Annotated in this window: 13 protein-coding genes and 2 pseudogenes; 7 read left to right on the top strand and 8 right to left on the bottom strand. The window is 39.4% G+C overall.

Annotated features, from left to right (window positions below):
• The first annotated feature begins 37 nt into the window (after positions 1–37).
• A pseudogene (locus PISS_RS07540) lies at positions 38–1151 on the top strand (transposase).
• 206 nt (positions 1152–1357) lie between these two features.
• On the opposite strand, the pseudogene PISS_RS07545 reads toward PISS_RS07540, so the two are convergent.
• Positions 1358–1480 (bottom strand): annotated as a pseudogene (locus PISS_RS07545) (IS110 family transposase); the annotation flags it as partial.
• Between the two features lie 349 nt (positions 1481–1829).
• Here PISS_RS07545 and PISS_RS19040 point away from each other — a divergent pair.
• Together PISS_RS19040 and PISS_RS07555 are read left to right on the top strand one after the other, a co-directional pair.
• Positions 1830–2192, top strand: a complete 363-nt coding sequence (locus PISS_RS19040; RefSeq protein WP_232311349.1) for a hypothetical protein — start codon at positions 1830–1832, stop codon at positions 2190–2192.
• Positions 2193–2256: 64 nt separating this feature from the next.
• Positions 2257–2700 carry a hypothetical protein gene (locus PISS_RS07555; RefSeq protein ID WP_058154580.1) on the top strand — a complete coding sequence of 148 codons (444 nt, stop codon included), beginning with the start codon at positions 2257–2259 and terminating at the stop codon, positions 2698–2700.
• Between the two features lie 145 nt (positions 2701–2845).
• On the opposite strand, the gene PISS_RS07560 is transcribed toward PISS_RS07555, so the two are convergent.
• Positions 2846–3058: a hypothetical protein gene (locus PISS_RS07560; RefSeq protein WP_058154582.1), complete on the bottom strand. Its 213-nt coding sequence runs from the start codon at positions 3056–3058 to the stop codon at positions 2846–2848.
• Positions 3059–3505: 447 nt separating this feature from the next.
• Here PISS_RS07560 and PISS_RS07565 point away from each other — a divergent pair, with 447 nt between their 5' ends.
• Positions 3506–4057 carry a cytochrome b gene (locus tag PISS_RS07565; protein ID WP_058154583.1) on the top strand — a complete coding sequence of 184 codons (552 nt, stop codon included), beginning with the start codon at positions 3506–3508 and terminating at the stop codon, positions 4055–4057.
• A 49-nt stretch (positions 4058–4106) separates the two neighbouring features.
• Here PISS_RS07565 and PISS_RS07570 read toward each other — a convergent pair whose 3' ends face one another.
• Both PISS_RS07570 and PISS_RS07575 read right to left on the bottom strand, forming a co-directional pair.
• Complete coding sequence (locus PISS_RS07570) at positions 4107–5654, bottom strand: methyl-accepting chemotaxis protein (RefSeq protein ID WP_058154585.1); 1548 nt, start codon at positions 5652–5654, stop codon at positions 4107–4109.
• Between the two features lie 183 nt (positions 5655–5837).
• On the bottom strand, positions 5838–7355 hold the full coding sequence (locus tag PISS_RS07575; RefSeq protein ID WP_058154587.1) for a leucyl aminopeptidase: 1518 nt from the start codon (positions 7353–7355) through the stop codon (positions 5838–5840).
• A 240-nt stretch (positions 7356–7595) separates the two neighbouring features.
• Between PISS_RS07575 and PISS_RS07580 the strand changes: the two genes are divergently transcribed.
• Both PISS_RS07580 and PISS_RS07585 read left to right on the top strand, forming a co-directional pair.
• A complete protein-coding gene (locus PISS_RS07580; protein ID WP_058154588.1) occupies positions 7596–9413 on the top strand; it encodes a protein kinase domain-containing protein in 1818 nt (605 codons plus the stop codon).
• Between the two features lie 57 nt (positions 9414–9470).
• Complete coding sequence (locus tag PISS_RS07585) at positions 9471–9902, top strand: DUF3859 domain-containing protein (protein WP_013464918.1); 432 nt, start codon at positions 9471–9473, stop codon at positions 9900–9902.
• A 63-nt stretch (positions 9903–9965) separates the two neighbouring features.
• On the opposite strand, the gene PISS_RS07590 is transcribed toward PISS_RS07585, so the two are convergent.
• The 3 genes from PISS_RS07590 to acuR all read right to left on the bottom strand — a co-directional run bounded on the left by PISS_RS07590 (position 9966) and on the right by acuR (position 12132).
• The gene (locus tag PISS_RS07590) at positions 9966–10382 is read right to left on the bottom strand and encodes a VF530 family protein (RefSeq protein WP_008114664.1); all 417 of its coding nucleotides are present in this window, start codon (positions 10380–10382) and stop codon (positions 9966–9968) included.
• Between the two features lie 72 nt (positions 10383–10454).
• Positions 10455–11447: an acrylyl-CoA reductase (NADPH) gene (gene acuI / locus PISS_RS07595; RefSeq protein WP_058154590.1), complete on the bottom strand. Its 993-nt coding sequence runs from the start codon at positions 11445–11447 to the stop codon at positions 10455–10457.
• Between the two features lie 49 nt (positions 11448–11496).
• Positions 11497–12132 carry an acrylate utilization transcriptional regulator AcuR gene (gene acuR, locus PISS_RS07600; RefSeq protein ID WP_016900341.1) on the bottom strand — a complete coding sequence of 212 codons (636 nt, stop codon included), beginning with the start codon at positions 12130–12132 and terminating at the stop codon, positions 11497–11499.
• Between the two features lie 363 nt (positions 12133–12495).
• Here acuR and rmf point away from each other — a divergent pair, with 363 nt between their 5' ends.
• A complete protein-coding gene (gene rmf, locus PISS_RS07605; RefSeq protein WP_008114656.1) occupies positions 12496–12666 on the top strand; it encodes a ribosome modulation factor in 171 nt (56 codons plus the stop codon).
• 63 nt (positions 12667–12729) lie between these two features.
• Here rmf and fabA read toward each other — a convergent pair whose 3' ends face one another.
• The gene (gene fabA / locus PISS_RS07610) at positions 12730–13245 is read right to left on the bottom strand and encodes a bifunctional 3-hydroxydecanoyl-ACP dehydratase/trans-2-decenoyl-ACP isomerase (RefSeq protein ID WP_008114654.1); all 516 of its coding nucleotides are present in this window, start codon (positions 13243–13245) and stop codon (positions 12730–12732) included.
• Positions 13246–13369: the final 124 nt, after the last annotated feature.

Consider the following 13369-nt stretch of genomic DNA (forward strand, 5'->3'; position numbering starts at 1 on the left):
TAGGCTTTCATCAGTGTGAAAAAAAGCAGGGTGTCTTATGGCAATCGCAAGAAAGCGTCAAGTAAGTTTGGTTGATACAAAGTACTACCACTGTATATCACGTTGCGTACGCCGTGCATTTTATGTGGAGAAGACCATTTTACGGGTCAATCTTACGAGCATCGCAGAGTGTGGGTTGAAGACAAACTGCTTGAGCTAGCGAAGATATTTTGTATTGACGTCTATGCTTATGCTGTTATGAGTAACCAGCAAAATGTTGGAACATTTTACAACAGCGCAGCTGGCCCGGAGGGCGGAAGGCAGGATGCCTGAAGTACACGCATTTAGTGTTGTATGTAGATGATAAGAAAGCTAATAGGTTAAATGACAAAGCGATTGTTATTCGCTGGCACAAGCTGTGCAAAGGCACCGTACTTACGCAAAGGTACATACAAGGTGAAAAGCTAAGCAAAGCCGAACTTATCTTTTTTAATCTAACAGTAAAGGAATACCGAGAGCGCTTATCAAGTATTAGCTGGTTTATGCGGTCGTTAAATGAAGACATTGCGCGCAGAGCTAATAAAGAAGATAACTGCACTGGCAGGTTTTATTCGCTGCCATCCATGGCGCTCACCCTTCGGGCTGCCTAACGGCATTCAAATTTATTCCCTATAAATTTATGGGAAGGTCGCTTTAAATCACAAGCACTCCTTGATGAAGCGGCGCTTGCCGCGTGTATTGCATACGTCGATTTAAACCCTATTAGGGCTAAGATGGCTATCACTCCAGAAGAGTCTCACCATACCAGTGTACAAAAACGCTTAATATACGCAAAAGAAGGCAAGCAGCCAAAACAACTACTTCGCTTTGCAGGTATGCCGCGTCAAATTATGCCAAAAGGGCTGCCGTTTGAGCTCAAGTCGTACCTCGAACTTGTTGAGCTAACAGGACGAATAATGCGAGAAGATAAACGCGGCCATATTGATAACACCCAACTTCCTTTACTGGAAAGACTCAATATATCTCCTGAAAACTGGTTAAAACTCACCACACAATTTAAACGCGTATTTCACGGCGCAGTTGGCCGGCCGACCTCACAAGCAAGTTATTGTGAAAATTTGAATCGAAAACGGCGAGCCAATACAAGTAATTGTGAAAAGCTATTAGCATAAACTTTAAATTACTCAGTAGAAAGGTTGAAACTGCATCATGCAGTTATTTTTATGCGTGGAATTTAGATTTAAGAGTAATAATTGCTTATTTACTGGATGAAACGAAAGTAACGTAGTCGTAAAGCATAAATTATTAACCTATAAAATAAATATAAGAACTTAGCTTTTGCTTGTTAAATTAAAGTGGGTGTCATGTTTGTTGTTTTTTTGGAAGAAGAAAATCGACCAAGGTGAACAGGTTGAGCGCCTCTATGTTCTTCAATATAGGCGACTTCATTGAATTCTTTATGTGTATCAAGACCGATAAAAAGTATGCTATGTTTATTCATGTTAGCCTCTGCTGTTTAGTTATTTGACAAACTAATTATGGCTCTGGCTTTGAATTAAGCTAACCCACGAAAAGCGGAGGCTAACACCGTGTGGGAGTCATTATGTCTATGCATCTAGGTAGATTGAGCAATGGAAGCGAGACCTAACAAATCTGAAGAGTTATTCCTCAGTCTTGGATACAATCGGTTTTACGACTTGTACGATGAGATCATGGAGGATAATTTCTGGGAAAAAGAAAGTTGCTATAGGTTTGGCAAGGTATCGAGTATCTTTGCAGTTTACTCGGAGCTTTTATCCTACGAACCATTCAAGCATGTGCTTGAAGCGATAAAGATACAGCGACCTCCGATGGAATCCGAGATTGGAGGCCCACTGTTTAAGTTCGTACGTAACATACTCGCTCATTTCCCCTTATTTGAAACGTGGGATGAGGTGTGGGCAAGTAAAGAGCTAGTTAATTGGCAGAAAGAAGGCCTGACGATTGACCGCTTCCTTAAGAAGTATGCAGGTCACGGTGAAGTGAAGTATCGCTTTTGGGAAGAAGATAAAAAACGCATGACTTATATGAGCATTCGTTTTCCTGAAGAATACGGTAATAACAAAATACATCTTAAAGATATGATCGAAGAAAAAGACGGGGTGAAATTTTCACTCATTATGATGCGCCAAATACTTAATACACAAGTAGAGTCAGTTGGTGAAAATGTATAACAAACAAAGGCAGTCGGACTCGTTCCTCGCTCGCTGCTTTGGGCGTTAAGCTTCTCGGAGAGTTATGGACAGTATTCAACTACAGAGTAAAACGAAGGCGCTTAAAGGAAGCATTGAGGCGTACTGGTTCGAAAACGAAAATATTGGCTTAGAAAATACGCAGTTTCATCGTATAAGTATTCCTTTAGAGCCTTTTGATTCAGGCTTAGATTACGAAGAACAACCAGTGAAAACCGAAATAATATTGGACTGGTATAAGTTGGGTATCTCATCTCCAGATGACTTAGATGGCCTGAATTTGAAGCACGAGTCATATCCTGATGCAGAAGGTTCAATATATGTTGGTACTGCTCATAATTGGTGTGACGTTAAAAAGTTAGAAATTTTCAAAAATGAAGATGCTAGCTTTTGTGTAGTTGGCGAAATTTATGTCGAATTCGAAAATGAAGGTGTGGGAAAAAACGAGCTATTTAAATTTGAAACTAATGTTGTATTCAGCAAAGCTTAACAAGTGTATGCACACGACAAAAACTGCGTCGCTCCGTTTGTGTATGGGCTTCGCCCATTTTACACAAACATCACTGTGGTCGTCTGCATATTTTAAGCCTGAATATTGTTGAATTGCAGCGGGGGTTAGCTAAGTGAAGTTTAAATTATGCATCTATTAAAGCGTCGACTAACCAGTACCAATTAAATGTTGATTCGACAACAAGCCCTTTTAAGTTGTCTTTATAAGGACTTAAAAAAGATAAAATGACAGACATGTCATTATTTAAACGCTTAACGGTAAGTGTTTCACCTTGTTCATTAATGATAGCAATAACACAATTATTTGAATGCAAGTCAATTCCACCATATAGTTTCATACCAAGCTCCTCGGTTTCAGTTTATGTTTTGGTCAACACAACTGTATCGAAAAACCCGAGGAGCTTTCTATATGATTATCAAATCTTGACTTCAGACATCAAAAGAGCCAATTCTACAAGCATTCGCTACTCTATTAGCTGAACTCGATACTCTTTCAATTGCAGCGGTTTAATACGTTTAAACACGAATGATTTTTTAAAACGGTAACGTAAAGTTGCCGTTTTTTTATGTCTGCTATTTAATTTTAATAGTACATAAGTTTATTTTAAGTTTAATAAAGTACGCTAAATTTCTAGCTAACAAATAAACAATATGATTAAGAAGTAACGCATTTTATGTTTTAGATCAGTAAAGCATGCGTGATTATACGCTAGGCTATTATTGCAAATTTATTACGCATAAAGTGAGCACATTACTCAATGCGTTTCTTCACTAAAAGAGGCCTTATGAATTTTAAAAACACAACAACTCATTACAATACACTCTCTATAGCCTTACACTGGCTTATGTTTATTTTAATAGTCACTGTTTACGGCAGTATAGAGTTACGTGAATTATTTGATAAAGGCACTGAAACCCGTGATGCCTTTAAAATGTGGCATTTTATGTTGGGTTTATCGGTTTTAGCTTTAGTCAGCGTGAGGGTAGTTGCGCGTGTAGTGGGCGGCTCGGTACCAGCCATACACCCTGAGCCTGCAAAGTGGCAAGATAAGTTAGCTAAATTTGTACACCTTGCGCTGTATGTGTTTATGTTTGCTATGCCTATAGCTGGTTGGTTAATTTTGAGTTTAGCAGGTAAACCTGTGCCATTTTTTGGTTTAGAGCTGCCTCCATTGGCAAGTGAAAACAAAGAGCTGGGTAAAACCATTAAAGAAATACACGAAACTGCGGGCGAAGTGGGGTATTACGTAATAGGCTTACATGCGGCGGCTGCATTATTTCATCATTACATTTTGGCTGATAATACCTTTAAACGTATGCTGTTTTCTAAAAAATAAACACATCACTTACAAAAAGGGAGACCATATGTCTCCCTTTTTATATTAATTAATGACTTGTACTCTTAAACCCTATTCTAAACCCGCCCCAATGTTTACCGTTTACATAAATTGGCACCGAGAGGTCATGCAGTATTTCACCGGTATCACGTTTATAGGTTTGTAATAAAAAGCTTTCGGTGTGGCTACCACAGCGAATTCCTGTCGGGTCATTAAAAATACGTTTAGTACGGTTGTTTACTAAATCTTTTTCAAAGTTACCGGTTAGAGCTTGGCTATAGCGTTTGTTATGAGTAGGAAAGTAGCCCTTTGTATCAACGGCTCCTGCAAAAATAATGTCTTTATTTTCCAGTATTGGTTCTTGTATAGCCGGCAATGATTGATCTGTAAGTTTATCGTAATCGGTTGTGTACTTGGTTGGATTGGTATTTTCGATGGGTTTATAGTTTTGCGAAAAAAGTTGTTGCTGGGTTATTTTTCCGCTTTGGATCCAACCCTCAAAACATTCGCCAATTGCTTTACTGGCGTGTTTAGCTGATGTCAGAATTGGTTTAAAGAATGCGTCATACTCTATGTTTTCAAGCTCTCTAAATATTGATTCTGATCCCAGCGATAAAGAAGACGCTTGCTGAGAAATTGTACTGCCTTTTTTAGTAACTTCGCCCAATAAACTACTAATACTAGTGACTGAGCTATTTATTTGTGTGGTTGCATGCTGAAATGCAGAAACAGACTGATGCATACTATCAAGCGCGGTAGATGAGGCACCAATATCTTGGTTAATTGTTAAAAAGGATTGAGTCACGTTTTCAAGCTCTGATTTTACAGAAATACTTTGCTGTGAAACCTGCTTCATATCTTCATTGGTTTTTATACTGTTGGCGTTGATGTCTGTGAGCATGTCAGCAATTTGTTTGGTTGCTTCATTGGTTTTATTTGCAAGGTTGCGCACTTCGTCGGCAACAACCGCAAAACCACGACCTTGCTCACCTGCGCGAGCGGCCTCTATGGCTGCATTTAAGGCAAGTAGGTTGGTTTGCTCTGCAATGTTTTGAATAACTTGGGTAATGCTTTGTATATCACTGGCACTTTTTAATAATAAATCTAATTGCTGGGCCACTTTATCTATAGAGCCTGATAACGAATCAATTTGGCTGGTGGCCGTTTGTAAGCGGCTATCGGCAGAGCTTGAGGCTTGCGCTGTTTGTACCATTGCTTGATTAATAGTGGTCATGCTGTCACTGAGTTCAGTACTATTTTGTGAAAGCTCGTGTGTGGCACGCCCGACAGTTTCACTCTCGTTATAACAAGCGTCTATTTCTTTAGATAAGCTATCAACATAAAATGACACTTCAGCTGCGCCTATGGCATTTTTTGAGGTGGCTTTGGTAATGTTTTGTGCAATTTTGTTATTGAACGACTGCACGGCACCTAGTGACGAATTGTTATTTGCTGATTCAGATTTTGCTGGTTTTATATAAAAAATTGCAGATAACAGCACTATAATTGCTGCAGCAGTGGTGGAGAGCTGTTCAAAATAGAAAAGAAAACAAATGCTTAAATAAAAAATGCTGTAGAGCAGGTAGGTTATTTTCATTCCTTTGACCTCGTTACTAATTGTTCCTTCTATCTTTGACTATAAATCAAACAAAATCAAATAATAAACACACTTTTAAGGATTTATTAATAGTGATGTATTGAGCTCTATAAAACTGTTTTCGTACAAAAAGCGCCAAAGTAGTAAACCTACTTTGGCGCTTTTATTAGTATTAATAAACAATTAGTTAGCTAATAACCATTCGCTTAATAAGCGAACACCAAACCCCGTTCCCCCTGGTGAAAGCTCATCTTTACCTTTTTTCACTAAGGCATTACCTGCGATATCGATATGCACCCAACGGGTATCGCCAGCAAAATGCTCTAAGAAAGTGGCAGCAGTGGTTGCACCTGGGCCACCTGAACCCACATTTGTTAAATCAGCTATGTCAGACTCCAACATATCTTTATACCCTAAAGGTAGGCGCCATAGGTTTTCGTTTACTTGTTTACCGGCTACCGTTAGTTGAGATACTAGCGTATCGTCATCTGAGAACACTGCCGCGTATTCATTGCCTACAGCACGGATTTTTGAACCGGTGAGTGTTGCAACATCAATCATAATTTCTGGTTTGTAGTGCTCACGTGCATACCACATAGCATCACTTAATACTAAGCGTCCTTCGGCGTCGGTATTTAAAATTTCAACACTTAAGCCCTCTGCGGTGCGAACAACATCACCTGGGGCTACAGCGAACTGCGATACCATATTCGCAGCCATGCCCATAACGGCTACTACGTTTTTGTCAGCTTTAGCTAACGCCATTGCTTTAACTGTACCAAGCACTGCAGCAGCACCGGCCATGTCTGACTTCATACGTGCAATAGATGCACCGGTTTTAATGCTGTAACCACCTGAGTCAAACGTAATGCCTTTACCAACAAGGGCAATAGGGGCATCGTCAGACCCTTTATAATGGGCAACCACTAAACGGGCACCTTGCTGGCTACCTCGACCAACAGCTTCTAATGCACCCATACCAAGTTCTTTTATTTCTTTAGGCTCCAATACTTTGATGGTTACGCCCAAAGATGCTAATTCTTTTGCCGCATTAGCAAAGTCAACAGGTGTCATTTCGGTAGCGACTTCAGATGTTAAATCGCGGGCTAAAAAAACACCGGCTTGAATACTTTCTAATTGGGTGTAAAGCTTGCGAGTTTGCTTAGTGTTATCAACATCAAAGGTATAGCTAACTGTTTCAGTGTTTGGTTCTTTTTTATAGTTTTCAAAACGATGATCGCGTAAGTTTGCACCATGGGCAAAGTTAGCAGCAAGTAATGCATTGTCACTTACACCGGCTACATCTTCAAATACAACGCTGGCAGTGCCAACTTTGGCTTTAACTAGTTGAGCGTGAATATTACCGCCTAACTTAGCTGCTTTTGCTTTATCAAGCTCGCTAGTTTTACCAGTACCTACGACTAAAACGCGGCTGTAGTTACTTTTACTTGGCGCAACAAGTTGTGCCACTTTAGCGTAATCGCCGGTAAAATTTTCTATATCAATAACGCGTTGCAATTGGCCATCGAACTGCTTGTCGAGTGCTTTAAATTGGCTGTTGTTTCCATCTTGGCTATAAAATACAACCAGCGTATTTGCATCGTTGTCTACTTTTGTAGAAAAGTTAAAGTCTGCGGCTTGAGCATTCATGCACATACTCAGAGCAAGCGCGATTGAAGAGGCTTTTATAATACGTTTCATTTTTTTAACCTAAGAATAATATAAAGGTGTGTTTTACCCTATTTACGATGCTGTGGTTAAGTAGGATACGGCGAAATAGCAAATAACAGCGATATATGTCTAAATCATGACTAAATATCATGACATAACGGCTTGATAAACATATTGTGATGCTTAAAGGTTTAATTAACACAATGCTCGCGTTACTATCAAATATAAAGGTAACACTGCGCTTTTAACAACTAACCTAGAGAACCCGCATTGAAAGCTAAAGAAATTCGCAATTTTTATATCAACGAAGAGCAGTCGGTTTATTTGCTGTCACACCGTGATGCAAAAAAACATCGTCAGTGGCTTAATATTTGTATTAAACAGCTCACTTTGCTTGGGTATAAAAAGGTAGAAATGATTGGCTCAGGGGCATTTGGGTTTGTATTTGCAGGGGATGATGAACATGGCCTGCCTTGGGTGTTTAAGTTTTCTAGAATTACGCTCGCGCAAAGTGTACGTGATCGCCTTGAAGATGAAGCGTATATGCTTTCGCAAATCAAAAATCCCTTAGTGCCAACATTTTATGGTTTTGAGCGAATAAAAAAACAAGGTATTTTGATGATGGCGCGCGCCATTGGTGAAGACCTTGAAAAAGTATCACTAAAGCAAGGGCGCTTACCGGCCGCCAAAATAATGAGCTTAGCGGTTAAATTAAGAAATGTGTTGCTTGATTTACGTCGTCATAAAAATGGTTTAAGCCCGCAGCCTATTGTACATGGTGATATTAAACCCTCTAACTTGGTGTGGGATGAAAATGAAAAGCAGCTATCCTTGGTTGACTGGGGAAGCTCTGTTTATGCCCAAGTAGATGAACAAGGAAACCCAATTGCCAGTAATTTTATGGATTTAATGTCCGGCGATTTAAGTACCACTAACGCACGAATGGGTGATGTTTATTTTATAGGTGATGCGCAAATGTCGGGTGAAAAGTCGTCCCCTCGTTTTGATGAGCAAGGGGTTGCATCAACGCTATATGCACTTGCCTCAGCGCAGTCTTGCCGATTTGGTGCTCAGGCTATACCGGCCAGTAGTTTAATGTTACCTAAGGAGCTGGCAAACGTTATTGATGGCATGCTTTCAAAAGAACGGTTGGTAAGGGACAAAGCGGGTGACTATTTTATGCGTAACATAGAAACCATGGCAAAAGCGTATTTACCACAACTACCAAAAACAGAAACTAAAGCGGCAATTCCGTTTTGGTTTAGCCAAGACCCCGAACCCGAAACCGTAGTTTATAGCTCTAGAAAACAATTTTTACGCCAAGCCGATCATAAACAACAACTTTTAGATGTTAACGATGCTCAGCTTGATAGGTATTATAAAGAGTTTTTATTTGATACTGGGGATACCGAAAAAGCGTTTTTAGCCTCTATTAGCCGCTTAGCTAAATATCCTGTAGTAGGAGGGCTCAGCTTTCATTGGAAAGATGAATCTTTGTATGTTGAATCGTCACTCATTATGCATGACGAGACCCTCGCAACCGCATTCACCGATGCAGTAAACAACACAGTAATGTTAGCCCAGGCTATTAGCCAAAAAGGCTTATTTAAGTGTTGTTTATTTGATGCCCGTAAAACGATTCAACTAGAGCGCGATGGCACCGGTGCATTTAAATTTAACCAGTTACCTGAGCTTGATTATGAAGTGGTTAATGTAAAAGCCAGCGAGGTAACCCGTCCGCATTCATATTTTGAAGATGGTAAAGACCCCGATGAGCAACTGCAACTACCTAAAAAGGTGATTAAATGTGTATTTGAGCTAAACCAGATACATCATACCGGCTGTATTATTTTTGAAGCGCTGCCAGATAGGATGAAAATTCATCATTACTACAGATTACTTGATGCCAGTAAAGAAGTTGAATTTAAACGTTTACTAAATAAGCTTATGCAATACGCGGTAAATATTACCGACGTGGGGGTGGCTGGTTTTATGAAGTTGCCGTATAAAAATACTCGCGAGTTTAGTTTATGCGAGCAGCAACCCAGCAACTACTACCCTAAAAATCCAAAACAACTACTTAATTAATAAACCGCTCGCTTAAGCTGGTGGCTTAAAAATTGAAAGTAAAAAATAGAAAGTTCAATGGCAAAATCTAAACCACAAATTACATTACAAAGTTTCGGCATATATAGTCACTGGGACAAAGACAGTAAATCACTACCGCAAATTACTCAATTCACTACGCAAGTCAAAGCAGAACTTGATGTAGAATTTGGTCTGATAGTTAATATTAAAAAAGCCAAAGGCGAAAAACTACATTTTTGTATTTACCACCCAGGTATTATAGATACCAATGGCGAAGTGATGCTGCCTTTTGAGGGCACTGTATATGTTAAAGATAACGACTGGTCGTTTTATTTAGGCGATACGGTATGGGAGCCTATAGAAGATAAAATAGGTGACTGGCGTATGACCCTATCTTTAGCGGGGAAAGTCATTGCGGATAAAACATTTAATCTTATCAATGAAAAAACCAAAACTGAAGACGACTTTTGGAAATACCGCGGTTATTAATTACTACAGTTTGCAGTAACGCAAGAGCTAACGTTTATTGTTAACTCTTGCCTAAAAGGTGTATTAGTTACCCCACGGGTTACTTGAATTTGAACGTTGCTTACGGGTACGCGCACGTTGTTTTGCTGCTTTTTTTTCTTGAATACGTTTTGCATCAGAAAAGCTTAACTCGCAAGGCTCACCTGGTTTATCGCCTTCAGGAATAATGCGGTCGCGTGGAGGCAGTTCGTATTGTACGTCATCTGGGCGAGGTAAGTTTTTAAGGCGGTACAAATAGAAATTATCTACTTTTTGTTGTGCCCACTCGGTTTTACGCAAAAATTTAACTGCAGATTTAATGTCTGGATTATTTTTAAAGCAGTTAAGTTGTAAGTAGGCATGCAGAAGTTCCCACCCATATTGCTCAACCAGTTCTTCAACCACTTGCTCTAATTTAACGCCTTGCAGTGGGTTATTACTGAAAAGTTCTTGGTTGCTCATAGGTGTTCTCTCGTTATTAAAAAATCAGCGAACATTATAAATTTAATAACGAGAGTTTAGTAGCAAAAATGCTTAACTTTGACAATTAACCACTACACGACCACGAATTTGGCCTTGCATTAGTTGCTCGGCGCTTTCAATGACTTGATCAAGATTTATTTCAGTTGAAATTTTATCCAAGTAATCGGCATTAACTAATGAAGCTAAACGTTCCCAAGCTTCAACACGATCCGCTTTAGGGCGCATAACGCTATCAATACCCATTAATGAAACCCCACGTAAAATAAAGGGTGCAACCGAGGCCGGTAAGTCCATACCTTGAGCAAGCCCGCAAGCAGTAACAACCCCCCCATATTTAAGTGATGCACAAATATTTGCAAGTGTATGGCTACCCACAGAATCAATAGCTGCAGCAAAGCGTTCTTTTTGCAGAGGTTTACCAGGGTTAGAAAACTCATTTCTATCAATTACATTAGTTGCTCCTAATGATTTTAAATAGTCTGCTTGCTCCATACGACCTGTTGCAGCGGTGACTTGATAACCTAGCTGGCTTAGTAAATAAATAGCAAAACTGCCTACGCCACCATTAGCACCGGTCACTAAAATTTCACCTGACTCGGGAGTAACGCCTTGCTTTTCTAGTGCAATAACACTGAGCATTGCCGTATAACCGGCAGTACCAATTTGCATAGCTTGTTTAGGTGATAAGTTAGCGGGTAGGGGAATTAACCAATCACTGCTCAGTGCCGCTTTTTGAGATAAGCCACCCCAGTGCTTTTCGCCAACACCAAAACCATTTAAAATAACGTGGTCGCCACTTTTAAATTCAGCACTGTCGCTGCTAGTCACTGTACCCACTAAATCAATCCCCGGCACCATAGGAAAGCTACGTACAACAGGGCCTTTACCCGTGATGGCTAAGCCATCTTTATAATTTAAGGTACTGTAAAGCACATCAATTAATACATTTTCGTTTGGCAGATCGTCACTGTTTATGGTGCTTAGGGCTGCAGTGTAGTTGTCGTCTTGCTTATCTATAACAATAGCTTTAATAGAATTGCTCATTAGATTTCCTTTTAGACCGATCGTCTTTAAATTAGTAATAAAAAATGCATTAACTGAGTAATGCGCGTAAAAACATTTCTGTGTATAAAGTAAGTGGCTTACTTGATTGGGTTAGTTTAGCTCGCATTACTGCGCCTTCCCAACCCACCCAAAAATATTCACTCATTTGTTCGGTATTAATGTGTGGATTAATAGTTTGTTGCTGCTGGGCTAAATCTAAACATCGTTTTAATTGTTGTTGCCAAGCGATGTAGCTTTGCATTAAACGGGTTTTAAAGTCGTCACTTAAATGATTAAGCTCTTGATTTAAGTTACCCACCAAGCACCCGCGTTTGTAATCATACTTTTGCATTCCAGCAATTGCGCTTTGTGTGAAATTAACAATGCGCTCGAGTGCGGGGACTTCAGATTGCTCTAGGTAAAATTTAAGTTTATTTATAAAAAAATCGTCGTAGGCATCAACAAGAGCCAAGCCATAGGCTTCTTTACTTTTAAAGTAATGATAAAAGGAGCCTTTAGGTACTTTTGCTTTTTTTAATATGGTGTCGAGCCCGGTGGCACTAAAGCCAAACTCAGTTAAGGTTTCTAAGCCCACACGAATGAGCAGCGCTTTTGTATCGGCACTGTCTCTGGCTATTTTGGGTGGGCGGCCACGCCTAGTTGCAACTGCTGGTGTTTTGTTCATGCTTTATATTAGACCGATCGGTTTTAATTAATCAAGCTTTTATTTGGAATGTTTTTAAAACAGCTCTGACGTTCATTTTTTGATTACAAATTAATTGGGAACTTAAGGGTATATTGTTAGTCACAAATATGACACTTATGTGTTTTGAACCGATGTACCGGAACATTTTAATAAAGTTAAATTGGTTAAAGTTGATCAATAAAATTATTTTTAAATTAATTTATCATTGCATCAGCAGCTTAGTTAAAGTCAAACAAATTAATTGTATTTTGTGTTTGAATTTAACATTTTTGTTGGCTATTTATTAAATGTAGATGAATTTAATGCTACAAAAATATAAATATAAAGGTGAGGATTTTACCGATGAAGAGACAGAAAAGAGATCGTTTAGAAAGAGCTCATTCTCAAGGTTTTAAAGCTGGTTTAGCTGGTCGCTCAAAAGAGCACTGCCCTTATCAACAAGTTGATCCTAAGTCTGAGTGGCTTGGTGGTTGGCGCGAGGCAATAGAAAATCGCAATATGTATAAAACATAAACTCACAACGAATTTAAGCAAAAAAGCCTCTAGTTAGAGGCTTTTTTGTTGCGTGCGTTAAAATTAAAACGCGCTAGTGTCTTGGAATAAGCCCACTTTTAAATCTTTTGCTTCGTATATAACGCGGCCGTCTACTTCAACAGTGCCATCAGCCATGCCCATAAACAACTTACGTTTAATAACGCGTTTCATATCAAGACGGTAAGTTACTTTTTTTGCCGTTGGTAGAATTTGGCCAGTAAATTTCACTTCGCCTACACCTAATGCGCGGCCAAGACCAGGGCCACCAGACCAGCCTAAGAAAAACCCAACCAGTTGCCACATTGCATCTAAGCCCAAACAACCCGGCATTACAGGGTCGCCTTTAAAGTGGCAGTCAAAAAACCATAGGCTAGGGTCAATATCTAGCTCAGCAATAATTTGGCCTTTACCATGCTCACCACCATCATCGGTGATAGAGATGATACGATCCATCATTAACATGTTGTCACTTGGTAAACGACAATTTCCTTCACCAAACATTTCACCTTGACCACAAAGGATCAAATCTTCTTTTGTATAGCTATTTTTAGGTTCCATAACACTTTATCTTTGCTTAGAAATTGCCCTGTACTTTAGCGTACACTTGTACGCTAAACAACTCGGAGCAGTTAAAAAATGGTTTAAATATAGCCAATCAGACAATGCAACTGATTTTAGTATG

The organism is Pseudoalteromonas issachenkonii, from assembly GCF_002310795.1.
GTDB classification, from domain to species: domain Bacteria; phylum Pseudomonadota; class Gammaproteobacteria; order Enterobacterales; family Alteromonadaceae; genus Pseudoalteromonas; species Pseudoalteromonas tetraodonis.